At 35.4% G+C, this 24,942-nt stretch carries 21 protein-coding genes; 9 read left to right on the top strand and 12 right to left on the bottom strand.

The window, feature by feature from the left end:
* Window positions 1-284: 284 nt before the first annotated feature.
* From GOQ16_RS13385 to GOQ16_RS13360, 6 genes are all read left to right on the top strand, one after another.
* Window positions 285-3,284 (top strand): SusC/RagA family TonB-linked outer membrane protein, encoded by a 3,000-nt coding sequence (locus GOQ16_RS13385; protein WP_160069741.1) that lies wholly within the window; start codon window positions 285-287, stop codon window positions 3,282-3,284.
* 20 nt (window positions 3,285-3,304) lie between these two features.
* Window positions 3,305-4,798: a RagB/SusD family nutrient uptake outer membrane protein gene (locus GOQ16_RS13380; protein WP_160069740.1), complete on the top strand. Its 1,494-nt coding sequence runs from the start codon at window positions 3,305-3,307 to the stop codon at window positions 4,796-4,798.
* A 69-nt stretch (window positions 4,799-4,867) separates the two neighbouring features.
* Window positions 4,868-6,286 (top strand): DUF4886 domain-containing protein, encoded by a 1,419-nt coding sequence (locus GOQ16_RS13375; protein ID WP_160069739.1) that lies wholly within the window; start codon window positions 4,868-4,870, stop codon window positions 6,284-6,286.
* A gap of 42 nt (window positions 6,287-6,328) precedes the next feature.
* Window positions 6,329-7,651, top strand: a complete 1,323-nt coding sequence (locus tag GOQ16_RS13370) for a glucoamylase family protein (RefSeq protein WP_160069738.1) — start codon at window positions 6,329-6,331, stop codon at window positions 7,649-7,651.
* A gap of 104 nt (window positions 7,652-7,755) precedes the next feature.
* On the top strand, window positions 7,756-8,523 hold the full coding sequence (locus GOQ16_RS13365; protein ID WP_160069737.1) for a hypothetical protein: 768 nt from the start codon (window positions 7,756-7,758) through the stop codon (window positions 8,521-8,523).
* A gap of 176 nt (window positions 8,524-8,699) precedes the next feature.
* Window positions 8,700-9,860 carry an ATP-binding response regulator gene (locus GOQ16_RS13360; protein ID WP_160069736.1) on the top strand — a complete coding sequence of 387 codons (1,161 nt, stop codon included), beginning with the start codon at window positions 8,700-8,702 and terminating at the stop codon, window positions 9,858-9,860.
* Between the two features lie 26 nt (window positions 9,861-9,886).
* Here GOQ16_RS13360 and GOQ16_RS13355 read toward each other — a convergent pair whose 3' ends face one another.
* The 7 genes from GOQ16_RS13355 to fucP form a co-directional block, all read right to left on the bottom strand.
* On the bottom strand, window positions 9,887-10,675 hold the full coding sequence (locus tag GOQ16_RS13355; protein ID WP_160069735.1) for an L-fucose dehydrogenase: 789 nt from the start codon (window positions 10,673-10,675) through the stop codon (window positions 9,887-9,889).
* Window positions 10,676-10,693: 18 nt separating this feature from the next.
* Window positions 10,694-11,524 (bottom strand): amidohydrolase family protein, encoded by an 831-nt coding sequence (locus GOQ16_RS13350; protein ID WP_160069734.1) that lies wholly within the window; start codon window positions 11,522-11,524, stop codon window positions 10,694-10,696.
* A gap of 3 nt (window positions 11,525-11,527) precedes the next feature.
* Entirely contained in the window at window positions 11,528-12,382 is an 855-nt protein-coding gene (locus GOQ16_RS13345; protein WP_160069733.1) for a fumarylacetoacetate hydrolase family protein, read from the bottom strand.
* Between the two features lie 19 nt (window positions 12,383-12,401).
* Complete coding sequence (locus tag GOQ16_RS13340) at window positions 12,402-13,166, bottom strand: SDR family NAD(P)-dependent oxidoreductase (protein WP_160069732.1); 765 nt, start codon at window positions 13,164-13,166, stop codon at window positions 12,402-12,404.
* 131 nt (window positions 13,167-13,297) lie between these two features.
* Complete coding sequence (locus GOQ16_RS13335) at window positions 13,298-14,962, bottom strand: UxaA family hydrolase (protein WP_160069731.1); 1,665 nt, start codon at window positions 14,960-14,962, stop codon at window positions 13,298-13,300.
* 2 nt (window positions 14,963-14,964) lie between these two features.
* Window positions 14,965-15,294 carry an L-rhamnose mutarotase gene (locus tag GOQ16_RS13330; protein ID WP_160069730.1) on the bottom strand — a complete coding sequence of 110 codons (330 nt, stop codon included), beginning with the start codon at window positions 15,292-15,294 and terminating at the stop codon, window positions 14,965-14,967.
* 7 nt (window positions 15,295-15,301) lie between these two features.
* Window positions 15,302-16,549: an L-fucose:H+ symporter permease gene (gene fucP, locus GOQ16_RS13325; RefSeq protein ID WP_160069729.1), complete on the bottom strand. Its 1,248-nt coding sequence runs from the start codon at window positions 16,547-16,549 to the stop codon at window positions 15,302-15,304.
* Between the two features lie 146 nt (window positions 16,550-16,695).
* Between fucP and GOQ16_RS13320 the strand changes: the two genes are divergently transcribed.
* Window positions 16,696-17,556: an AraC family transcriptional regulator gene (locus GOQ16_RS13320; protein ID WP_160069728.1), complete on the top strand. Its 861-nt coding sequence runs from the start codon at window positions 16,696-16,698 to the stop codon at window positions 17,554-17,556.
* A gap of 38 nt (window positions 17,557-17,594) precedes the next feature.
* The gene (locus tag GOQ16_RS13315) at window positions 17,595-18,740 is read left to right on the top strand and encodes an exo-beta-N-acetylmuramidase NamZ family protein (RefSeq protein WP_160069727.1); all 1,146 of its coding nucleotides are present in this window, start codon (window positions 17,595-17,597) and stop codon (window positions 18,738-18,740) included.
* Window positions 18,741-18,794: 54 nt separating this feature from the next.
* Here the strand turns inward: GOQ16_RS13315 and GOQ16_RS13310 are convergent, their stop codons facing one another.
* The 4 genes from GOQ16_RS13310 to GOQ16_RS13295 are packed head-to-tail and all read right to left on the bottom strand — an operon-like array spanning window position 18,795 to window position 23,238.
* Complete coding sequence (locus tag GOQ16_RS13310) at window positions 18,795-20,072, bottom strand: M16 family metallopeptidase (RefSeq protein ID WP_160069726.1); 1,278 nt, start codon at window positions 20,070-20,072, stop codon at window positions 18,795-18,797.
* Window positions 20,062-21,315 (bottom strand): M16 family metallopeptidase, encoded by a 1,254-nt coding sequence (locus GOQ16_RS13305; RefSeq protein WP_160069725.1) that lies wholly within the window; start codon window positions 21,313-21,315, stop codon window positions 20,062-20,064. The genes GOQ16_RS13310 and GOQ16_RS13305 overlap by 11 nt, the downstream gene beginning before the upstream one ends.
* A 13-nt stretch (window positions 21,316-21,328) precedes the next feature.
* Window positions 21,329-22,225 carry an oxygen-dependent coproporphyrinogen oxidase gene (gene hemF, locus GOQ16_RS13300; protein WP_160069745.1) on the bottom strand — a complete coding sequence of 299 codons (897 nt, stop codon included), beginning with the start codon at window positions 22,223-22,225 and terminating at the stop codon, window positions 21,329-21,331.
* Between the two features lie 2 nt (window positions 22,226-22,227).
* Window positions 22,228-23,238: an NAD(P)H-dependent glycerol-3-phosphate dehydrogenase gene (locus tag GOQ16_RS13295; protein WP_192922531.1), complete on the bottom strand. Its 1,011-nt coding sequence runs from the start codon at window positions 23,236-23,238 to the stop codon at window positions 22,228-22,230.
* A 118-nt stretch (window positions 23,239-23,356) separates the two neighbouring features.
* On the opposite strand from GOQ16_RS13295, the gene GOQ16_RS13290 reads away from it, so the two are divergent.
* On the top strand, window positions 23,357-23,950 hold the full coding sequence (locus tag GOQ16_RS13290; protein WP_160069724.1) for a sugar O-acetyltransferase: 594 nt from the start codon (window positions 23,357-23,359) through the stop codon (window positions 23,948-23,950).
* A 285-nt stretch (window positions 23,951-24,235) separates the two neighbouring features.
* Here GOQ16_RS13290 and GOQ16_RS13285 read toward each other — a convergent pair whose 3' ends face one another.
* Window positions 24,236-24,895, bottom strand: coding sequence for a hypothetical protein (locus GOQ16_RS13285; protein ID WP_160069723.1), 660 nt, complete (start codon window positions 24,893-24,895; stop codon window positions 24,236-24,238).
* Window positions 24,896-24,942 lie beyond the last annotated feature (47 nt).

Here is a 24,942-nt window from a genome sequence, read left to right as displayed (position 1 = left end):
AATTAGCGAAACAAGGTAAAATCATGAATAATGCTGTTTCTTCTTTCATATATGAGAAACTAGCCAAAGTCAAGAAACGGGATATGAAATTCATATCCCGTTTTTTATTTTATACCCTAAGCATGGCATAAAATTTAAGTATTTCGCAAACGAAAACCGTACTTATTTGTTTAATATACACTTGTGTAGAACGCTAACATAGTGATATGTACATAAAACATCATTATCACAACACACAAAAGCTGCCAAACAATTAAACATAAAAAATTATAAATCAAAATTATATGAGGTATATATTTACTTTATTCATGGTTTTGCTCTATGCTAATTCGGTTATTGCGCAAAATACAATTTCTGGTGTAGTAAAAGATGAGCAATCTTTAGTCACTATACCAGGGGTTACTGTCGCTATTAAAAATAAGTCGACAGCGGTACAAACAAATGCTGTAGGTCAATATTCTATTGCTGCTGTAGTGGGTGATACGTTGACATTTACATTTATTGGCTATCAATCACAAGATATCGTTGTTGGAAACCAGACATCGATAGATGTTTTTCTTGTAAGCGACGATAATGCTTTAGAAGAAGTAGTAGTCATCGGATACGGTACAGCTAGAAAACGTGACTTAACTGGTTCTATCACCCAAATTAAGGGTGAAGACATTGTGGACAAACCAGGTACTAACCCTGTTGCAAATTTGCAAGGTAAGGTTCCGGGACTACAAGTTACGAATTCTGGTAGACCAGGTCAAGAACCAGATATTCGTATCCGTGGTACTAATTCAATCAATGGAGCTAAGCCACTCTATGTCGTTGATGGATTGTTAAATGACAATATTAATTACCTAAATCCAAATGACATCGAAACGATTGAAGTGCTAAGAGACCCTTCCAGCTTAGCGATTTTCGGTGTTCGTGGAGCAAATGGTGTTATTGCTATCACTACTAAGCGAGCAAAACTAGGTCAACTGAATTTTGAATTTAATTCTCGAATAGGTGTTAAGAATGTAGCAAAACATATGGATATGGCAAATGCCGAACAATTCAAAGAATTGTATGAGGAACAACGTTTTAACCAAGGTAATTACCCATACGACTATACAAATTGGACAGGAAATACAAACTGGCAAGACGAAATTTTTACTAACGGAATTTTGAACTACAATAATCTAAGCGTCAGTGGTGCAACAGATAAAAACACCTTTCGAATGGGCTTGGGATATTCTAAGGATGAAGGTACTATTAATCACGAAAAGCACAGCCAAATCACTTTCAACGTGACAGATGAGGTTAAACTAACGGATAATTTTCGGACAGGTATTGTCTTGAATGGCTATAGAGCACGTTTACCGCAAGAGCGAGGAGTTTTCGGTGCAATACTTGCCGCACCTATAGCTCCTGTCTTCAACAATGAATACGGTCTTTATCATTCTCTTCCGGACTTTCAACGTGCACAAGTAAACAATCCATTAGTGGATATTGAAGAACGTAAAAACACATATATTGGAATCAACTATCGTGCATTAGCAAATTGGTATGCAGAGGTTGATTTTCTAAAGAACTTCAATTTCAGAGTTAATTTATCCGCGGATTATGGATTTAATAATTTCAGATCTTATCAAGGTTTAGTTTCGGTATATAACCCAGATATCCAGGGTGATGACAAAAGGGAACGTATTGGTAACCAATTAACTTCGGTAAATCACGAACAAAATACGCATTACAAATACCAAACAGACTGGTTATTGAACTACAGAAATACGTTTGATAAGCACAATCTAACCTTGATGGGAGGTTTTACAACTTATTTACAAGGACTTGAAGCTACTACTGCGCGTAGAACCCAAGGTGAAGGTTTAGAAATCCCAAATGATCCAGATTATTGGTACGTAAATATTGGAGATCCAAACACTACAACAGGAAATTCAACCGCATCAGAATACCGCACGCTTTCTTGGCTGGGTAGAGCATTATACAATTACGACGGTAAATATTTGATCAATACCTCTTTCCGAAGAGATGGAAGTTCTGCATTTGCAAAAAATGGTAAGCCTTGGCAAAATTTCTACTCAATCGGTACTGCTTGGGTGGTAAGTCAAGAGAGCTTTATGCAAAATGTTGAATCTATCAATAATCTGAAATTAAAAGCTTCATGGGCTTCACTAGGTAACCAAAATGTTGGCGGAAATTGGTACCCAATGTATCCATTAATGGTTCCAGGGAATTCTGCTGTATTTGGAGATCAATTAATTCCAGCTTATGAAGCTGAATATATCCCAGACCCGAACTTACATTGGGAAGTAGTGAAATCCTGGGAAGCTGGTTTTGAATTGAATGCGCTTCAAAACCGTTTAAGTGTCGAAGCTGTATACTACAATAAAAACACGGAAGATATTTTAGTACGTGTACCAGGTATTCTAGGAAGTAAACCAGGCTTAAGCAATTTAGGTACAATTCAAAACAAAGGTATTGAAGCTGGTGTGACTTGGGCACAAACCATTAATGAAGATTGGAGCTACACAATTGGTGGTAATATTACAACTGTAAAAAACAAAGTTGTAAAACTTTCGACAGATGGCTATGATATTATCAATGGTGCATCGAGAACAATTGCTGGCTACCCTATCGGTTATTTTTGGGGGTATATACATGATGGAATATTCCAAACACAAGCAGATGTTGATCAATATGCAACAAATGGTTTAGGTGGTGGAGCATTCTTACCAGGTGACATCAAATACAGAGATATCGATGGTAATGGAACCATTAATTCACAAGATAGAACAATGATAGGAAACCCGACTCCTGATTTCTATTATGGTATATCATTAGGTACTTCTTACAAGAATTTTGATTTAGGAATTGAATTACAAGGTCTTTATGGTAACGAAATCCTAAGAACGTGGAATCAAAATCAATTTGCTACTTACAATTTCTTGACCGATAGATTAGGCAGATGGAATGGTGTGGGTACATCCAATTGGGAGCCAATCCTACACGAAGGAAGATCAGTCAACAGACAATATTCTACTTATTTCATTGAAGATGGAAGTTTTTTCAGAATTCGTGATATTTCATTGGGATATACTTTACCAGCAGAAACAGTATCACGTATGCGTTTGAAAAGTTTGCGCCTATTCTTGAATGCACAGAACGTTGCTACATTTTCGAAAAATACAGGTTTCACGCCTGAAATTGGCGGAAGTACCACATCATTTGGTATTGACAATGGTACTTACCCAGTTCCTGCCATTTATACCTTTGGTTTAAACTTAAATTTTTAACGATTATTTAGGTCATCATTATGAAAACAATAACAAATAGATATAAAATAATCACAGGCATTTTCCTTGTTTTACTCTTTGCTAGCTGCAGTAAAGATTGGTTAGATATTAAGCCTAAAGGAAGATTTACAGAAGAAGATATGCCTACAGGATCCTTAGAGGGACAAGTTTTTGCCGCATATGCCGGCTTACGATCTGAGGCGACCAGTGGACTACCGTATGTTGCATTACACAACATTCGTTCTGATGATGCGCAATTAGGAAGTAGCACGGGAGATGAGGCTGGCGCAGGACCAATATTTGATAATTTCAATTATCCGCTGGATTATTGGTTAGTGAACAACTACTGGTCTGGGCATTACAACCTAATCAATTTGACCAATAATGTACTAGCGACTGCAGATTCTATCGATAATCCATCTGAAGGTACATTAGCCAATATTGGAGAAATGAAATTCCTACGTGCATGGGCTTATTTTAATATGGTCAGAACATTTGGAGAAGTTCCTTTAGTAACTTTTAAAATTACAGATCAAGCTTCCGCGAATATTCCGAAATCAAGTATTAATGATATTTATCAGCAAATTGATGCTGACTTAACGGACGCCGTAGCCTATTTACCCTCGACATGGCCCAGTCATCCTGGACGTATTACTAAAGGTGCTGCTTTAGCTGTGCAAACTAAAACGCTAATGGCACGTAAGAGGTTTAGTGAAGCTCTGGCATCTGCTATGCAAGTAATTAATTCTGAAGTTTATGATTTGAGTGTTCCTTACAATATGATTTTCCGTGAGGAAAGTGAAAATAGCAAAGAATCAATTTTCGAAATACAAGCACTATTTGATGGCGTACAAAATTTTGGTGTTACTTATGCCAGCCGTCAAGGTGTACGCGGATCAGGTTCTTGGGATTTGGGCTGGGGTTGGAATATTCCACATCCTAGATTGCTAGAGGCTTTTGAGGTAAATGATCCACGAAAAGATGTAACATTTTTATATTCTGGACAACGCAATGAACCATATGGTGAAGTATTACCAGATAACCTTCCACGACCATATTGGAACAAAAAAGTATATACTAACCCTACATTACGTACAAGATACGGAAGCAGGTTTGGAGATTGGTTCAATGTACGTCTGATTCGCTATGCTGATGTGGTTCTGTTAGCAGCAGAAGCAGCAAATGAAGTGGGTGGAAACGCAAATGTTGACTTAGCCTTGGATTTTCTTGAACGTGTGAGAGCACGTGCAAGAGGTGGTAACGCTGCTGTTTTACCAGCCGTGACTACACGCGATCAAGTAGCTCTTCGTAATGCGATTCGTCATGAAAGACAAGTCGAATTAGGAATGGAAAATGAACGTTTTTATGATCTAATACGTTGGGATATTGATGTAGAAACTATGCGAGATGCAGGACATGTAAACTACCAGTTAAAACACCGCTTCTTCCCTATTCCTCAGCCAGAAATTGATAAATCTGCTGGTGTTTTAGTGCAAAACCCAGACTACAGATAAGCTATAAATTGATAACTTATGAAAATTAATATATATAAAATATTTTCCTTTTTGACATTACTCGCTTTTATGAGCTGTCAAAAAATGGAACGACCAGTAATGAATATCATTCCTGATCCAGAAGATGATGGAACTATTCGTGTACTTGCTATTGGTAATAGTTTTTCCGAAGATGCCATAGAAACACATTTGTATGATCTTGCTAAAGCTAATGGACAGAAAATCATTATTGGAAATCTGTACATCGGCGGAGCTACATTAGAACAACATGTAAACAATATAAAAGCAAATGCAGGTGCATATAGCTTTCGTAAAATTGATGCTGAAGGAAATAAAACTACAGTAGCAAACACATCAATAGCTACGGCTTTAGCAAGCGAAAATTGGACACATATCAGCTTTCAGCAAGAAAGTTCTAATTCAGGGAAATTTGATACCTGGTCTGCCTCTTTAGCTGAATTGTACAATTATGTAGCACCACGTGCTAAAAATGAAAATGTAAAATTTATCTTATACCAAACTTGGGCATACGCCAAAAATTCTACACATGCTGGTTTTGATAATTACAACAAAGACCAAATGCAGATGTACACAGCCATTGTTGACGCTGTCAATAAAGCGAAACAATTGGTTGACATCGATATGATTATTCCGGCAGGTACAGCAATACAAAATGGTAGAACTAGCGTCGTGGAAGATAATTTCACGCGAGATGGCTACCACTTGAGCATGCCATTAGGAAGATATTTAGCTGCATGTACATGGTATGAAAGTCTTATGGGGACTAATGTGATTGGTAACAGTTACAAGCCTCAGGGTTTATCTGATTTTGAAGTTGCCATAGCACAAAATGCAGCACATTTGGCTCTACAAAAACCTAACGAAGTAACACCTATGACCGATTTTCAGGGTGGAGCTGGCGGACCTCTGACAAGCAGTGTATTATTGGATTTTGGTAATAATGCTGCTGCTGATCATTGGAATCAAATTAATTCATTCTTAGCTGGTACTTCCATCAATCTAAAGGATAGCATTGGCTCCTATGTTGGTATTAAACTAACCATTACACAAAGATTTAATGGTGTCAACGCGGATGGACCTACAACGAGTACTACACCATTGAACATGCCTTCAACAGTTTCGAGATATTCTTACTTTGGTAATTCAAAAGGTGATTTTGGAGGGATGATTATAACTCAAAGTAAATTTGAACTTATCGGTTTGGATAAAGATTTGAATTACGATATAACATTTTTTGGTTCAAGGGGCAATGTAACAGATAATCGCGAGACTAAATTTATTTCCTCTGGAACTAACGAAGTCGTTGTAAGACTTAATACTTCAAATAATAGCACCAACACAGTAGTAGCAAAAGACATAAAACCTGACAGCTCAGGTAAGATTACGGTAACAGTTACTTCAGGTGAAAATAATACAAATGGCTCTGGCTTTTATTATTTGTCAGCCGCAAGACTTATTTCAAAATAAATTAGTATTCCTCCGCTATGGAGGAATACACTTTCATACACTATGAGAATACAATTAATATATATTTTAGCAGTATGTTTATTTTTAGGATGCAAATCATCTGATATTAATAAGCACGATAAAGCAACAGAAGATTTACTAACAAAAATCCAACACCAAACATTCAAATACTTTTGGGAAGGTGCTGAGCCAACATCAGGTTTGGCTAGAGAACGTATCCATATGGATGGTGAATATCCTCAAAATGATAAGGACGTCATCACTATCGGTGGTAGTGGATTTGGATTAATGGGTATTTTGGTTGCCGAACAACGCAAGTTTATCCAACCTCAAGAAGCTCAGGATCGCTTTAAGAAATCACTTACATATCTTTCTAAATTACCTAGGTTCCAAGGCGCCTATGCACATTGGTATGAAGGACCTAGCGGAAAAGTAAAAGCTTTTGGGGATAAAGATAATGGAGGCGACATTGTTGAAACGGCATTTTTAGCGCAAGCACTAATCTGTGTGCGAGAATATTATAAAAATGGTACGCAAGAGCAAAAAGAAATAGCAGCATTAGCAGACAATATCTGGAAAGAAATAAATTGGAAGCATTACACAAATGGTAAGGATGTGATTTATTGGCATTGGAGTCCAGAACACGAATTTGGAATGAATCATCCGATCCAAGGTTTTGATGAATGTCTAATTACCTATGTATTAGCGGCGTCTTCCCCTACATTTCCTATTGAAAAACAAGTTTATGACCGCGGTTGGGCTAGAAGCGGTCAAATTAAAACAGACATCCAAAAATATGGCCTTCCTACTGAAGCAAAACATAATGCTCATCCAGGTGAAGTAGGTCCATTATTTTGGTCACATTATAGTTTTTTAGGATTAAACCCTAATGGTTTAAAAGACGAATATGTAGATTATGGAAAAATAGTCCATAATCATACGCAAATACATATTGAACATGCAAAACGAAATCCAAATAACTTTGTGGGATATGGAGCTGACAAAGGTTGGGGATTGACAGCAAGCTATTCTGTAAGTGGGTATGATGCACATCATCCCGATAATGATAAAGGCGTCATATCTCCTACCGCAGCCTTAGCATCAATGCCTTATGCTCCGAAAGAAAGTATGAGTTTTGCAAATTACCTTTTCAATAATTTAGAATCAAAAGTTTGGGGGGATTATGGGTTTTATGATGCGTATAGCGAGACGGCTAATTGGTTTCCACAACGTTACTTGGCAATTGACCAAGGACCTATTGTTGTAATGATTGAAAACTACAGATCGCAGTTCATTTGGAACTTATTTATGAATGCACCAGAGATTAAAGAAGGATTAAAGAAATTAGGATTTAATATTAAATAAAATTATTTTAATAAGAAAACAATTATAACAGAAAGAAAGTATTTCGTGAAATTTAAAATTGTTAGTTTTCTTTTTGGAATCTTCGCATATTAAACTGAACAACCGTGCGATTTCGAAAAACTTTATTACTGAGACTCTTATTATTAGTAGTTATAATAACATCATTTATTTTACTGTGTACAATCTTTATTTCTCAATACAAACAGTATAAAGAAATTGAGAATAGATTAAATATTGCGTACTCAAACAATTCAAAGCTTTCACCTGTGCTTTATGAATTGTTTTCGACATTTACTGAGGTTGACAATTTATTTCGATTATATGCCATCTCATTTGATGATAAGAGTTTTAAGGATTATCAAAATAAATTAGACACCTTAAATAAAATAATCCATACACTAGATTCAATTCCTACAAGTAATACACCTAATTCTGCTAAGAAAGAGATTGAAGTTCTTGACCAGTCACTTTCAATGCAATATTTGGCATTGAAAAAACAAATTGACAACTTAATAATTTTTGCCGACGAAAATTTCAGCAAAAACAATATAGGATTAAGAAGTCAACAAAGAGGAAGACTTACCAATTCTGATTCTGTCATTAACCGTATACTTAATGATACATTAGCGAGAGTAGAGGTAGATGCTGATACAATCGTAAAGAAAAAACAAAGCTTATTCAAAAGAATATTTAATGCGAAAAACGATACTGTATTAAATACCTCTAGTTCAGCAGTTTTGAATGTAAATCAGATAGATATTGTACAGAAAAATATTGAAAATTTAATTCGAACAAATGAAGAAAGTTATTCTAAGAATTTCTCCAATTTAAGAAGCATATATTACGCTCAAAAGAAAAGGAAAGGAAGCTAATAACATCTAATTATCAACTCATTAATGACCTTAAAAAGTCTATCGAAACGATTCGAGAGATAGAATATTCAAAGTTTAGAAGTGCGGAAAAAGACGATTATATTCTTTACAAATTGAATACACAAAAATTTAGATCTTATGCAATAATGGCACTTTGTGTTATACTATTGATGTTAATGTTTATTATTTATTACCAATATGTTGTTTCTAAATATGAGAAAAAGCTGATAAAAGAAAAAGAATACGCTTCAAAATTAGCTGAAGAAAAAACAAATTTATTAGCGAATATAAGTAACGAAATACGTTCTCCATTATATTCTTTAAAGGGTGTGGTGAAATTATTGACTTCTAAAAAAACAGAAGCAATAGACGATAAAATTCTTTCAAATATCAATTACGATATTAATCTTATTAACAATACTGTAAATGATATTCTTAACCTCAGCAAAATAGAATCCCAAGCAATAGATGTCGTAATGGATGAAGTGTATATATCAAAAATCGTCAATGATACCTTTAGTTTACACAAATATCAAGCAAATCAAAAAGGTCTTAATTTTATAAATGAGAACCATCTTAATGATATTCTAACAATAAAATCTAATGAATTTAGATTAAGACAAATTATTTCGAATCTAATAAGCAACGCACTTAAATACACGAACAAAGGAACAATCAAAGTAGTAAGTAAAATCGCTGGAGATAAAATTCAAATTGACGTTGTAGACACTGGTATAGGTATTGACGAGAAAAAAATTGATCAAATCTTCAGAAAATACTATACTGTGGAAGGTGAAAAGACAAAAGTTGGATTTGGACTTGGTTTACATATTTCACAGTTATTAGCAAAACATATTGGAGGTAAATTGAGTGTTAAAAGTCAATTGGGTATTGGCTCGACCTTCTCTTTGCAAGTACCATTATCACTAGATAAATCCCCGACAACGAAAAAAGAAGGAAATTCTAATTCCAAAAAACTATTACCTAATGATACGTCTATCGTTCTCATTGACGATAATAAGATCAATATATTGCTTGCTAAACAGATATTCAATAATTATAAGAACATTCAATATTTTGAAGACGCGCACAAAGCACTTTCATACATTGAAAATTCCAAACCTCATATTGTAATCACTGATATTATAATGCCTCAATTATCAGGATGGAATGTATTGGAAATGATTAAAACAAACAAAAACCTAAATAATACAAAGGTTTTTGCTAATACTGCTGAAGGTACTTTAGCAGAAAATAAGACTTCTAAATTTCAATTTGATGGAGTCTTAGATAAAGGCTTCGATACCGAAAGTTTATCTAAAATTTATTATAACTAATAAAAGAATAAGGGAGTAAATATCCCTTATTCTTTTATTAATGCACGGTCGAGATGCACATAACCTCCATCCACATATACCAATTGGCCTGTTGTGTGACTAGATCGATTTGACAATAAAAATACTGCTGTATTTGCTATTTCTGCTGGCGTAGTCATGCGATGCTCTAACGGTATTCTATCGGTAATTTTCTTTAATGTTTCTTCGGGATTGTCCAGTGTTTGAATCCACGTATCATATTGTGGTGTAGCACATTCAGCAACGATTATCGCATTTACACGAATACCGTAAGGTAAAAGTTCTACAGCCCATTCTCTTGTCAAAGCATTTCTAGCGCCATTAGATGCTGCGTAACCTGAAGTTCCTCCTTGGCCTGTTTCCGCTGTTTTAGAACTAATGTTTACGATTACGCCTTTAGAATCTTTCAAAGCTTGCAATGCATGATGAACTATTAGATAATAGTGCACTACATTTTTATGGTATGATTCGATAAACCCCTCATAGCTGCCATTTTCTAAACCAATGCCATCATTTTGACCTGCATTATTTATAATACCATCAATTCGACCATACTGTTCAAGCGCAAGATCAATTGTTTTCTTTGATTCTTCAGGAATAGACAATTCTGCTTCAATACACAAACATTCACTGCCTAAGGCTAGTACTTCATCACGCACCAAATTGTTGTCAACTTGCTTTCTTCCTACAATAACAGGAATGGCGCCTTCTTTAGCTAAAGCTAATACAATACCTTTTCCTATTCCTTTTGCTCCACCCGTAACGATGAATACTTTATCTTTTAAATTTAAATCCATAATGGTTAGATGGTTGATTTATTTTAGATTATAAAATTTCACGGCATTCAGACCCCAAAATTGTTCAAGCTCTTTCGCTGTAAAATCCTTCATTTTATCTTGAACAATTTCAATACATTGTTCATAGCTTGCTGCAATTAAACATACTGGCCAGTCCGTACCAAAGCATATTCTATCTTTTCCAAAAGATTTGATTACGTGATTAACATATGGTGTAAAATGATCTAACTCCCAATTTTTCCAATCAGCTTCAGTTACCAACCCCGATATTTTACAATACACATTTGGAAAATTAGAAAGAGCTTCTATGAAAACAGCCCAATCTTCAAATTCTTTGGTTTTAATAGCCGGCTTAGCCATATGATCCAGCATGAATTTTTGATTAGGATTAGACCGTACGCATTCCAATGTACTTTGGTAATGACGCGGACGAATGAGTAAATCGTAGGTGTAATCAAAAGCCGTCAAACTTTCAATTCCTCTAAGAAAATCATCTTTAATCAAAAAGTCACCATCGGGCTCTCCCTCTATTACATGACGAAAGCCTTTTATAATATCGTGCTTTCTAAACTCTTCTAAGTATGCCTCAATTTGAGATGAACGCAAATCTACCCATCCAACGACACCTTTAATCATTTTATAGACTTGCGAAAGTTCTGTCAAAAAATAGGTTTCTTGATGTGACTGACTAGCTTGTACTGCCACAACACCATCAATGTTGTTATTTTTTAAAGTTTGAGAAATATCATTTGGCAAAAAGTTGCGTTGAATAACAGACATTTCCTCTGTTATCCATGAATCTCGGTCTTTGTCATAGATCCAAAAATGTTGGTGGGTATCTATACGCATGATCTATTTTTTATAGTTAATGACCTCTTGTCGCTGTTCTCCCAAATAATCTGCTCCTAATTCAATCACATCGCCTTCCTTCAAGTAAATAGGAGGATTGAAACCTAACCCCACTCCTGCTGGTGTGCCCGTAGAAATAACATCCCCTGGCAATAAAGTCATGAATTGTGAAACATAAGAAACGATAAATGGAACCGAGAAAATTAAATTTTTAGTATTACCGTTTTGATATGTTTTACCATTAACTTTCAACCAAAGATTGACATTATTGATATCTTTAATTTCTTCTTTTGTTGTCAACACAGGTCCCATAGGAGCAAAAGTATCACAGCCTTTTCCTTTATCCCAAGTACCACCACGCTCGATCTGGAATTCACGTTCGGATACGTCATTGTGCAATACATATCCAACCACATAATCCAATGCTTCAGATTCTTCTACGTAAGTAGCTTTTTTACCGATTACAATCCCAAATTCAACTTCCCAATCGGTCTTTTTTGAATTTTTAGGAATAACGACTGTATCATTTGGACCAACTAAAGCGGTCGTAGATTTCATGAAAATAATAGGCTCAGCTGGCAATGCAGCACCAGTTTCTTCTGCATGATCTTTGTAATTCAAACCTATACAAACAATTTTTGAAGGTCTTGCAAACGGAGCACCTAAACGCACATCCGCAGACAATTCGGCTAATTTATTTGTATTTTCATCCAAATAACCTTGCAATTTTTCCGAGCCATTATTTGCAAAAAATGACTCATCATAATTTGAAACAAAAGATGAAACATCATAATTTTTACCTTCAATTTGAACACCACATTTCTCCTGTCCTACCTCACCAAATCTTATTAATTTCATATCTAAATGTATATTAGTTTTAGTTGTTTAATTTTATAAATCCTCCATCAATAGGATAATCATTCCCTGTAATAAAAGCCGCGTCATCCGAACATAAGAATAAAGCCAATTTAGCGATTTCTTCTGGTTTCGCCATACGTCCTATCGGTTGCGAATCCGACAACTTATGGAACATTTCTTCCTCTTTTCCAGGATAATTTTTCGCAATAAATCCATCTACAAAAGGTGTATGCACGCGAGCTGGTGATATCGAATTGCAACGAATATTATCTTTCATGTAATCGCGTGCCACAGACAAGCTCATAGCATAAATTGCCCCTTTACTCATCGAATAGGCAAATCGATCCGAAATACCGACTAATGCCGCAATAGAAGCAAGATTAAGTATTACACCACCACCCTGCGCTTTCATCTTAGGAATTACCGCATACAGTGCATTATAGGCGCCTTTCACGTTAACTTGAAAAACTTTTTCAAAATCCTGTTCAGGACAGTATTCCAAATTACCTACATGCGCAATTCCTGCGTTATTAATCAAAATATCTACACGTCCTATCGACTCAATAGCTTTTATAATTTCTGCTTGATTTGCAACAGAGCATACATGCAATGTAGCTTTTCCACCATGCGAAATAATTCCATGCACAACTTTTTCTCCTCCTTCAGCATTCAAATCTAAGATATGCACGTGAGCTCCTTCTTGTGCAAAAACTTCGGAAATAGCTTGACCTATACCACTTCCTCCTCCTGTTACTACAGCGATTTTTCCTGTTAATTTTGACATTTTATTTCAATTGACTTTAATAACATCAGGATTATCGAATTTTTCATTAGATAAGTCCCAGTATTTTTTTTAATTATCTTTTGTTGAATAGAAATACTCTATCACATTTACCTATTCATTAAGAAGACCTTTTAAAGTGAAACACCTCTTCTCCACGGAATAAAATCATCCTGCCCCAATTTCACAGCTTTAGGAATTTCATTGCCACTTGCTACTTCGATTACATATTCAAGGATACGATGTGCCGCTTCCTCAATAGTTTCTTGTCCATCGATTATTGTCCCACAGTTGATGTCAATAATATCAGGCATACGCTCATAAATAGTAGTATTCGTGGATAATTTTATTACTGGTGTAATAGGATTCCCAGTCGGTGTCCCCAAACCTGTGGTGAATAAGACAATATTTGCACCAGCGGCAACTTCAGCTGTGGTACTTTCCACGTCGTTACCAGGCGTACACAATAAGTTTAGCCCAGGACTGTCCGCTAGTTCGGGGTAATCAACAACAGCTTTAACAGGAGATGTTCCGCCCTTTTTTGCCGCACCTGCTGACTTTATCGCATCCGTAATCAAGCCATCACGAATATTTCCAGGAGATGGATTCATATAGAAACCCGATCCATCCGCTTCAGCCTTAGCATTATAGGTTTTCATGAGGTGCATAAAACATTCGGCTGTATTTTCATCTATGCATCTATCACTTAATTCTTGTTCTACACCACAAAGTTCTGGAAATTCAGCTAAAATCACTGAACCGCCTAACGATACAATAATGTCTGAAACATATCCTAGAGCAGGATTTGCAGAAATACCCGAAAAGCCATCCGATCCACCGCACTCCAATCCTATACACAATTTATCTAATGTTGCAGGTTGACGAGTTTGTGTATTGGCTTGCGCTAGACCTGCAAATGTAGCTTTAATAGCTTTTTGCATCAATTCAGCTTCAGTTCCTTCTTTTTGTTGTTCGAAAATATACAATGGTTTGTTAAAGTTCGGATCGCGTTTCGCAATTTCAGCCTTTAATATTGATGCTTGCGCATGTTGACAACCTAAACTTAAAATTGTAGCGCCTGCTACATTCGGATGCGTGACATATCCAGCCAAAAGACCGCATAAAGCATCAGAATCCATGCGAGTGCCACCACATCCCATATCGTGATTTAAAAACTTAACACCATCCACATTTTCAAATGGTTTATTTGATTTTTGCGTGATAGTAGAAGATGTTAAATCCAATTGTAGTAATTCATCAATTGATGCACCAGCTTTATATTTTTCTAATAAAACATCGACTTCGTTTGAATAGTCTTTGCTTTGAACTTTGTATCCCAACTTCTCTTCCAAAGCTGACTTTAAAGTCAATACATTTCTATTTTCACAGAAAACTAATGGTATAACTAACCAATGATTTGCTGTCCCAACTTTTCCATTGGAGCGGTGAAAACCTTGGAAAGTTCTGTTTTTAAATGCCGAAACATCGGGTTGCTGCCAATCCAACTTGCGCTCGCCCAATTTAAAATCATCCGCAGCATGACGTAAATTATCTACATTAATCAGACTTCCTGTGGGCAAAGCGTAATTTAATTTTCCCACTAAAACGCCATACATGTAGATTTCTTGATCTTTCGCACAGTTAAAAAACGTGAATTTATGTTTTGCTTTAATATCTTCTTGCAACAACACACTGATTCCATTGAAATCTATTTTCTCTCCTGCTTTTAAATCGCGCAATGCGACTAATACATTATCTTTAGGGTGTATCTGCAAAAAATGCAACCTATCTCTTTCCATTATTACAATTGAAATATTTTATCCATTATGACCCATTTCTCACCAGCTTTTGCCCCAGGAATAGCCTGTTGATATTTCCACATCAAATTTTCCCATTCCTTCACTTTAGCGTTTCCTGCGTCCATTTTTCCTTTATTTTCAAAACTAAAACCATCTTCAGTCTCCATCAACATGCACAACCTATTACCAAAACGGTAAATCTCCATATTTATAATACCTGAATCCAATATGGACTTTTTAATTTCAGGCCATATTTCTTTATGGTAATTATCGTATTCGGCTATCAGCTCTACATCGTCAACCAAATCCAATGCTAATACATATTTTTTCATTATTTATTTAATTTTTAATAGCCTGTACATTTCGTGTATACCATCCAAATAATAATATAACCACAAAACATACAAATACAACACTATATGATAAATGGATATTACCTGTATTATCAGTTATAACACTTGCCAACGGAGGAATAATCGCTCCACCAACTATTGACATAATAATAAAACTTGAAGCTGACTTTGTATCACGGCCTACACCTTGTATACCGATCGCAAATATTGTAGGAAACATTATTGACATAAAAAATGTGATACCTACCAAAGCATATAGTGTTATCATCCCTGTGCCTAAAATTACAACGAGGCATAATAACATCGAGCATAAGCTATATAACATCAGTAATTTGTATGGTGCGACAAAGCGCATAAAAAATGTACCAACAAAACGTCCAATCATAAACAGCAATCCGGCAAGCCCAGCATAGTATTTGGCATCTTGGCCTGCCATAGCTAGTGCATCTTCCGCAAAGACTAATAAGAAACTGAATACATATACTTGTGCACCCACATAGAAAAATTGTGCAACAATTCCCCAACGAACATTTATATGACGTAGACTACTGAAAAAACCGGCTTTAGTATCTGATTCTTCCTCTTTTATATCAGGCAACTTGGTTAAAAAGAATAATACCGCTACAATCAAAATGATTATACCTAAAACCAAATAAGGTCCTTTTACCAATGCAGTCTCTGCTTGGATATATGCTTCCTTTGCAACATCCGTCATCTGCGCTAGTTCTTCTGCAGATTTTGGCTCCTCTGCCAAAATAAATATTCCGCCCACAATTGGAGCTAAGGATGCAGCAAGACCATTGAATGATTGTGCAAAATTCAGGCGCTGTGTAGCTTTTGCAGGGTCTCCCAAGACAGTAATATAGGGATTAGCGGCAGTCTCCAAGATGGTCAATCCACAAGACAAAATAAATAATGCTGTCAAAAAGAAAGTATAACTAACAGTGTTAGCGGCAGGGATAAATAAAAAACATCCAAGTGCAAATAAACTTAATCCTACCAAAATCCCTGCTTTGTAGCCATACTTCTGCATGATTAGACCTGCCGGAATTGCCAACAGAAAGTAAGCAAAAAACACAGCAGAATCCACCATCGATGCCTGAAAATGGGATAGGCTAAATGCACTTCGCAAATGTTTAATTAAAATAGGGTCAAGATTATGTATGAAGCCCCAAAAAAAGAATAAAGATGTGATTAATATAATTGCAAAGGTGTATTGATCTTTTCTACTCATAATGATGTCTATAATTGATTAAGTAAATTTACTAGTAAACATTTAAACTTGCATTAACCAATTTACCAAATACATAAACTATATTACCCAAATAATTAGTAGTTTTAGAAGATCAAAGAATAACCAAGTAAATTTAGGCTATCACTATGAAAAAATTGAGCTTAACAGATAGTTATCACAAAAGTCTTCATGTGCGAAGGGATACATACCCTCAAAATCATAACATTTGGCATTATCACGAAGAGATTGAATTTATCTATTTGGCTAAAGGCACAGGAACTTTATTTGTTGGTGATTGTATTCAAAGTATTGCCGAAAACAGTTGCGTACTCATTGGTCCTAATATACCGCATTATTGGTTATTTGACGATGATTATTTAAATGAGCATAATCCAATTGATTGTATAGTTATTCATTTTAAACCTAATTTCCTTGGAAATGATTTTTTTCAACTCCAAGAAACAAAGAATCTTCAAAATTTGATACTAAACTCTTCAAGAGCACTGTATCTCGAACAGTGTTCATCGATATTTACAAGCCTTTTTTATAATGTAAGTGAACAGTCGGATATATTAAAAATCACAAAGCTGATTGAATCACTTTATTATTTTCAGAAAAACAATCCAAAACTATTAATCAGTGAGAATTATGAGGTTTTCAACCATTCATCTGATAACAAAAGAATGAACGATGTAATAAATTACATAAAAGACAATTATCGCAGTAAAGTTGAGTTGGATGCGCTGGCAGATTTAGCAAAAATGACAAAAAATTCATTTTGCCGTTATTTCAAACAGAAAACAGGAAAAACGCCTATTCAATTTGTCTCAGAACTTCGTGTTTCTCATGCTTGTAGACTACTGAAATCTTCCGATATGAATCTAAAAGAAATTAGTTTCGAGAGTGGTTTTAATAGCTTTGTGAATTTCCATAAAATATTCAAAAGTGTAACCGACACCAGTCCTAAACAGTATAAAAAGGACAATATTCCACCAGCTAAGAATTAGACTATCTTATTTTCACATGTAATTTGCTATTTTCGGTGATGAAATCTACCGTACTTTTTGGCATAGATGTGCTTATATCACAAGCTAAAAATTATCAACACGCACGAATTGGTCTAGTATGTAATGCCGCATCGTTGACCTGCAACGGTTTACATAGCAGAATAGCCTTAAAAGAAGCAGGCTTGAGAATTGTAAAATTGTTTGCGCCCGAACATGGGTTTGATACAAAAGGAGAAGATGGTGCTTATATTAAGCACCAAATTGACTCGAAAACAAATATTCCTATTGTAAGCCTCTACAGTGAAAAACTTGCTCCTACAGCAAATGATTTAGAAGAAATCGATATAATACTAATAGATTTACCGGACATTGGTGCGCGTTTCTACACATACTTATGGACGATGACTTATGTCTTAGAAAGCTGTGAAAAGTATAATAAACCAGTAATACTTTTAGATCGTCCAAATCCAATGGCTCATGCTATTCAGTTTGCTGAAGGTCCATTTTTGCACGAATCGTGTAGCTCTTTCATCGGAAGATTCAACATGCCCATAACTCATCATAGTACTTTTGGCGAATTAGCACAATATTTTAAGGCTATTTATTATCCTAATATTGATTTACAAGTATTAAAAATGCAAAATTGGAATAGATCTGAAAATATCGGATATACATTTTTTCCAACTTCACCTGCTATCCAAAATAGAGGAACAATTTATACTTATGCTGGAGCATGTCTTTGCGAAGGCTTAAATATCAATGAAGGACGTGGTACTGAATTTCCATTTGCGCAATTTGGTGCGCCTTGGATTGATGCCAATTTACTTTACAATTCAGCTAGTGCAGAATTAACTGATGCTACTTTAGAAATTGTACATTACACACCCGAAATAAGTCTTTTTGCAGGAGAATTGTGTCATGGATTAAGAGTTATTCCTAATAATCCACAGACATTTCATTCTGTACAGTATTTTATTGATTTAATCCAACTGATTTATCGATTATTCCCTGATAAACTCACCGAACGAAACTATTATACAAACGCAAATCCTACTGGAAGCCGGCATTTAGACAAGCTTCTAGGAATTCCAAATGCTTTTAATTATCTAAAACAACATAATATAAATACAAAGGAAGGAATTGAAGAGTGGCAAACCGAAATTTCTCCTTTCCTACTCTATTAAATCAGAAGCTCAATGAAATTAATCATTGAGCTTTCTGATTTAATATTTTGTTTTCTAAATCTTCCCAACTACTACTTTAAATAATTTATCGTAATCGAAATAACGGATTGCAATATCTTGAACTTTGCTAGCATCCATATTTTTGATTACATCAGAATAATAACTGTAATAATCAGTATCTAAACCAGAAAAATAAACTGCTTTAAATTTATCTACATGAGAAAATATGCTTTCCAAACTTCCCAACAACATCCCTTGCATGTAATTTCTCACCAATCCAATTTCGTCTTCCGAAGTTTTTTCTTGGCGTAATATTTCAAATTCTTTCCGAATTTCAGCGAGCGTCTGCTTCGTCACATCAACTCCCACTTCCGAAGCTATGGTAATAAAGCCTGTATGCCTCAGATTCCCGATATACGATCCGATGCTATACGTATATCCCTTTTCTTCACGAATATTACGCATCAGTCGTGAACCAAAAAAACCGCCAAATAATGTATTTACAAATTGTAAAGCTGGAAAATCAGCATCTCTACGATTGATAGTTAAACCGCCTAATCTAACAGCGGATTGCAAAGCATCAGGTTTTTCTTCGATGTACAATTCTGAAGCGTAAGAACCAAATTCTATACTTGCAGGCTTGTAGAGCTCTTCTTTATTCTCCCATTCTTGACCAAAAAACGATGAAATCAAGTTTTTTATCTTATCATCAACATTTCCGGCAACAAACAAGTTGCAATTTGAAGGTTGTATTTGTCGACGATATAATGCTAAAATAGCATCACGTGAAATTGAATCATAAATTTCTTCTGTAGGAAGAACACCATATCTCGTACCTTGAAAAACCTCTTTATAAAAATTGCGTCTTGCAAGCACATCATTTTTTTGCAAAGATATTTGCAACGATTGCTTATTGTTTCGAATATTTATGTCCAATTCCGATTGCGGAATAATGGAATTTTGCAAAATATCAGCTAGAATCGGTAATACCTTATCTACGTATTTATGCATCGTATACACCGTCAAGGAGCTTTGGTCAAAACTGTATTCTGGCATTAAATAAGCTCCATAAAAATCAACCGTGTCCGCTATTTCTTTCGATGTCAACGTTTTGGTTCCTTCTTTGAGCATCGAAGAAAGTACAGGATTCAAAATCGCTAATTGCTCTTTCAATAAAATATTATCAAAAGTGAATTCCAATTTTATTAAATCCAAATCAGTAGCCTGGAAAATAAAAGCTTTCAAGCCATTCGGATAAACCAACCTTTCTGGCTCCACAAGGTTAATACCTTTTATCTCTTTAAAATCAGGTGCTATCGTTCTATTCAGCATTTTCCTTCTCTTTTGATTTGTAAAAAAGTGTGGAAGAATTTTCTTTCGAAAACAGCTCCTTAGCTACACGTAGGACATCATCAGCTGTCACTGCTGCGTATTTTGCGACTTCTTGGTTGTAATCTTCCGCCTGACTTAGCATTTCAAAAAATGCTAAATTCATCGCTTTATCCAAAATAGATAATTCCGCAAAAAGCATCGTCGATTCTACTTTATTCTTAACCTTTTGAAGTTCTGATTCTTCTACTTTTTCGGATTTAATTTTCTCTAACTCCTTCCAAATATGTTGCTCAGCTTCTTCTAATGAAACACCAGCTAAAGGTTTGCCTTCGACCACAAACATATTGGTATCTATGCTGCCCATCATGTAGGCATTAATCTCACTGAAAAGTTGATTTTCTTTTACCAAAGAACGATACAAGCGCGAAGATGAACCACGAGATAGCAAATCAGAAATCAAATCAGTGGTATAGTAATCTGGAGACAACCGCTCAACTCCATGAAATGCAATATAAATAGCATCTACAGGTACATCGGCCTCTACGATTTCTTGACGCGCCTCCACTTGTTTTGGTTCTTGCGGCAGATTTCTTTCGTACGCATTTCCTGCCGGAATATCTGCAAACCATTTTTCAGATAGTGCTTTCACTTCTTCCAAAGTTACATCACCAGCTACGACCATAATGGCATTTTGAGGGGTATAGAATTTATGGAAAAATGCTTTCACATCTTCCATTTTTGCATCCTCAATATGTTTCAATTCCTTACCAATCGTTGCCCATCGATACGGATGCACTTTGTAAGCTAAAGGTCGTAATTTTAAATATACATCTCCGTAAGGCTGATTCAGATAACGTTGCTTAAACTCTTCACAAACTACTTGACGTTGAACTTCTAAGCTTTGCTCACTGAAAGCTAAACTTAACATTCTATCACTTTCCAACCAAAATGCTGTTTCAAGATTATCCGAAGGAAGAGTGATGTAGTAATTGGTAATATCGTTACTTGTAAAAGCATTATTTTCACCGCCGACAGATTGCAACGGCGCATCGTAATTCGGAATATTAACCGAACCTCCAAACATCAAATGCTCAAACAAATGGGCAAAACCAGTTTGCTCAGGAGATTCATCGCGAGCCCCTACTTTATATAGAATATTCACCACCGCCATAGCCGTAGTATGGTCTTCATGAACCAAAACTGTCAAACCATTATCTAGTTTGAAACGATTAAAATTTATCATTAATAGTTGATAATTATACCCACTGAATACCTTTCTTCAGCAAATCTAAAGTTTTTTGCTCTTCTGATTCTGGTTCTGCTTTGAAGTCATAAAACCAATTCGCTTGTGCTGGTAAACTCATCAAAATCGACTCAATACGTCCATTGGTTTCTAATCCAAATTTAGTCCCTGAATCGTAAACTAAGTTAAATTCTACATAACGTCCGCGACGCAACAATTGCCAATCTTTTTCACGCTGTGTGAAAGATTGATGACGATGTTCATTAACTAACTCAATATATGTTGGTGCAAAAGCTCTTCCCAAATCACATGAGAAATTAAAAATTTCTTCATAGCTCAAGCCTGTTTTTTCGGGAGTTAATTTATCATAAAATACACCACCAATACCACGTGTTTCGTTTCTGTGTTTAATAAAGAAGTAATTATCAGCCCATGTCTTAAACTCAGCGTAGAATGTTTCTTTGTGGTTATCACACACATTTTTAAGTTGTTGATGGAAAAATGCTGCGTCATCTTCCACGACATAATGCGGTGTCAAATCAATACCACCTCCGAACCAACGAATCTGCTCATTCAACTCAAAATAACGAATATTCATGTGAATAATAGGCACATGCGGATTATTAGGATGGATAACAATGGACACACCTGTAGCGAAAAAATCATCTTCGTCTACACCAAAGGCCTTTTTTATTGGTTCTGGCAACTTTCCGTGAACAGAAGAAAAATTTACGCCCCCTTTTTCTAAAATGTTACCATTTTGAATAATTCGGGTTCTTCCACCACCTCCGCCTTCGCGTTCCCAAATCTCTTCTTGGAATTTCGCTCCTCCATCTAATTCCTCAAGCGCTTTTGTGATTTCGTCTTGTATTGTCTGATAAGATGCTGCTATATGTTGTTTTGTCATGATTTTTACGACAATTTCTGTGCTAATATGTTAACTTCTTTTATTGCTGGACTATTATTATACAGGATTTGGTACACCATATGGCAAATCGGCATATCCAATTGATATCGCGCGATAATACCCTGTATACAATTAGATGCATAATAACCTTCTGCTACCATATTCATTTCTAATTGTGCTGATTTCACGCTGTAACCTTTACCAATCATATTACCAAAAGTTCGATTACGGCTGAATTGTGAATAAGCAGTCACCAACAAGTCGCCTAAATACGCGGATGCATTAATGTCTCTTGAAGCGGGACTTATAGCCTCTACAAAATACTCCATCTCGCGGATAGCATTCGACACCAATACCGCTTGGAAATTATCTCCAAAACCTAAGCCATGACAAATTCCACCTGCCAAAGCATAAATATTTTTTAAAACAGCGCCATACTCAATGCCAAAAATATCATCCGAAATAATGGTATTGATGTATCTGCTTTTGTAGAATGAAGCAACTGCTTCGGCATTTTCAATAGTATTACATCCAAAAGTCAAATACGACAACTTCTCTTGCGAAACTTCTTCTGCATGGCAAGGACCACCTATTACAACTATATTTTCTAAGGGAACATTGTACGTGCTTGTCAAGTATTCACCTATTATTTGATTTTCATCTGGAATAATGCCTTTTATGGCTGAAACAATGATTTTGTCTTTAAAATCATCTGCCGTAAGACCTTGCAAAGCATCTTTAAGATAAGCTGCAGGTGTATTTAACACGACAACATCACTCCTATCAAATACAAACTTCACTTCAGAAGAAATGTTTTCAAAAGGTATTTTAATTTCGACAGCGGTCAAATAACTTGGATTATGATTATACGATTGAATGTAATCGATATCCTCTTGCTTTCTAACCCACCAATATATATCTTTTTCTGTTAGATTGTCTGTCAACATCTTAATCATAGCCGTCGCCCAACTACCACTCCCGATGACACCAATCCTATTTGAAATGTGTTTATCCATACTTTAATGATTTTACAAAGATACTTAATATAAATGTATAGCGGATTCTTAACTTAAATTAATGGAATAAAAATGACTTTAGCTATCTTAATGGAATATTCACACACAGACAAAAAGCATGACAGAAAAAGAAAAAATGATTGCTGGAAAGCCATACATGGCTTCAGATAGAGAATTACAAAAAGCGAGACTTGAAGCGCAACGCACTTGTTATAGATACAATCAAATTGATCCCAAAAATTATAAAGAACGAAAAGGGCTAATTAGAGGTTTATTTGCAAATACAGATGCATTATTCTGTATAGAACAACCTTTTTATTGTGACTATGGCTTCAATATTAGAATCGGAAATAATTTCTTTTCCAACTATCATTTGACAATTTTGGATTGCGCGCCTGTAACTATTGGCGAGAATGTCATGTTTGGACCTAATGTTGCGATTTATACAGCAGGACACCCCATTCATCACGAAATAAGAAACACAGGATTGGAATATGCACTACCTGTAACTATTGGTGACAATGTATGGATCGGAGGAAATACCGTGATAAATCCCAATGTAAATATTGGCAACAATACTGTAATAGGCTCGGGATCTGTAGTTACCAAAGATATTCCATCAAATGTAATCGCTGTCGGAAACCCTTGTAAAGTGTTGCGTGAAATTACGGAAGAAGACAAAAAGTATTATTATCGAAAGCAAGAATTATAAAAAAACCCTGTACGGAGAGTACAGGGTTTACCAAACCAATTATTAACCTAAATATGAAATTATTGAAAATTTTATATTCGAATATTTAATATCAAATAATATGCCAAGATTAAGAATAATTAGAAATAAAAAAGAAACCCCTGAAGCGGAGAGCTTCAGGGGTTACCAAACCAATTATTAACCTAAATATGAAATTATGAATATTAATTTCTACTCATAAAACGCATATAGCATTCACTTTATTATTTAGATATTTTATTTTAACATTTTTTTAACAAATGACTTTTAGTTTGAAGACGGTATAATAATTTCGACGACCTTGTCGCTGAGTCTAGTTATATCCGATTTTAAGCCGAATAATACAGTTAAAGCATGAAATGGGCGATCTTGTATTCTTGTCAAATGCCCCATATAGCCCGCTTCTCCACCAAGAAAGAAACTTTTGAATTTATAATCAGCACCTATCCCCAATTTACCTCCAATAGCAAAAGAACGTTTGTAATCTATTTTGACTGTAGTACCAATTTGCTGTGCACGCGGCTCATTCACTAATCCGAAACTAGGACCAGCATAGACATAGGTATTCAAACGTTTCATTTGTTTACGAGTGCCACCTGCTAAGCTTAACATATAGATACTTGAATTACCATTTTCTATTGTATGATTATATTTATTATCGGCAATCTTCTGATCGTAAGCAAAATTAAACGTGTACAACGCTGGATAGAGATAATACTTGGGATTTTTCAAGGAAATATCCAAACCCATACTTCCCGAGAATAATTTTGGAGAAAGTACTTCTTTAGTTTTACCTATTGGTAAAGCAAGTCCAGTTCCTGCAAAATAATAAACCTTACGGTAGTGAATAGTATCAGCTCCCTTTTGCGCATGAGAAATTTGCACAGCGCAAATCAGGCAAATAACAAGTGTTAAATATTTAGACATAAAATACTTTTAGGCTTTATATTCTCATAACAACAACAGGCTCTAAA

This window comes from Sphingobacterium bovisgrunnientis, from assembly GCF_009829085.1.
GTDB lineage: Bacteria > Bacteroidota > Bacteroidia > Sphingobacteriales > Sphingobacteriaceae > Sphingobacterium > Sphingobacterium bovisgrunnientis.
The sequence above is the reverse complement of the archived record's forward strand: the minus strand, read 5'-3'. Positions and strand labels throughout refer to the sequence as shown.

What these genes read in the sequence shown, in the direction of transcription:
- GOQ16_RS13385 (WP_160069741.1), top strand. Translation starts at nt 285, where the DNA reads ATGAGGTATATATTTACTTTATTCATGGTTTTGCTCTATGCTAATTCG.
- GOQ16_RS13380 (WP_160069740.1), top strand. Translation starts at nt 3,305, where the DNA reads ATGAAAACAATAACAAATAGATATAAAATAATCACAGGCATTTTCCTT.
- GOQ16_RS13375 (WP_160069739.1), top strand. Translation starts at nt 4,868, where the DNA reads ATGAGCTGTCAAAAAATGGAACGACCAGTAATGAATATCATTCCTGAT.
- GOQ16_RS13370 (WP_160069738.1), top strand. Translation starts at nt 6,329, where the DNA reads ATGAGAATACAATTAATATATATTTTAGCAGTATGTTTATTTTTAGGA.
- GOQ16_RS13360 (WP_160069736.1), top strand. Translation starts at nt 8,700, where the DNA reads ATGTTTATTATTTATTACCAATATGTTGTTTCTAAATATGAGAAAAAG.
- GOQ16_RS13355 (WP_160069735.1), bottom strand. Translation starts at nt 10,675, where the DNA reads ATGGATTTAAATTTAAAAGATAAAGTATTCATCGTTACGGGTGGAGCA.
- GOQ16_RS13350 (WP_160069734.1), bottom strand. Translation starts at nt 11,524, where the DNA reads ATGCGTATAGATACCCACCAACATTTTTGGATCTATGACAAAGACCGA.
- GOQ16_RS13345 (WP_160069733.1), bottom strand. Translation starts at nt 12,382, where the DNA reads ATGAAATTAATAAGATTTGGTGAGGTAGGACAGGAGAAATGTGGTGTT.
- GOQ16_RS13340 (WP_160069732.1), bottom strand. Translation starts at nt 13,166, where the DNA reads ATGTCAAAATTAACAGGAAAAATCGCTGTAGTAACAGGAGGAGGAAGT.
- GOQ16_RS13335 (WP_160069731.1), bottom strand. Translation starts at nt 14,962, where the DNA reads ATGGAAAGAGATAGGTTGCATTTTTTGCAGATACACCCTAAAGATAAT.
- GOQ16_RS13330 (WP_160069730.1), bottom strand. Translation starts at nt 15,294, where the DNA reads ATGAAAAAATATGTATTAGCATTGGATTTGGTTGACGATGTAGAGCTG.
- fucP (WP_160069729.1), bottom strand. Translation starts at nt 16,549, where the DNA reads ATGAGTAGAAAAGATCAATACACCTTTGCAATTATATTAATCACATCT.
- GOQ16_RS13320 (WP_160069728.1), top strand. Translation starts at nt 16,696, where the DNA reads ATGAAAAAATTGAGCTTAACAGATAGTTATCACAAAAGTCTTCATGTG.
- GOQ16_RS13315 (WP_160069727.1), top strand. Translation starts at nt 17,595, where the DNA reads ATGAAATCTACCGTACTTTTTGGCATAGATGTGCTTATATCACAAGCT.
- GOQ16_RS13310 (WP_160069726.1), bottom strand. Translation starts at nt 20,072, where the DNA reads ATGCTGAATAGAACGATAGCACCTGATTTTAAAGAGATAAAAGGTATT.
- GOQ16_RS13305 (WP_160069725.1), bottom strand. Translation starts at nt 21,315, where the DNA reads ATGATAAATTTTAATCGTTTCAAACTAGATAATGGTTTGACAGTTTTG.
- GOQ16_RS13295 (WP_192922531.1), bottom strand. Translation starts at nt 23,238, where the DNA reads ATGGATAAACACATTTCAAATAGGATTGGTGTCATCGGGAGTGGTAGT.
- GOQ16_RS13290 (WP_160069724.1), top strand. Translation starts at nt 23,357, where the DNA reads ATGACAGAAAAAGAAAAAATGATTGCTGGAAAGCCATACATGGCTTCA.
- GOQ16_RS13285 (WP_160069723.1), bottom strand. Translation starts at nt 24,895, where the DNA reads ATGTCTAAATATTTAACACTTGTTATTTGCCTGATTTGCGCTGTGCAA.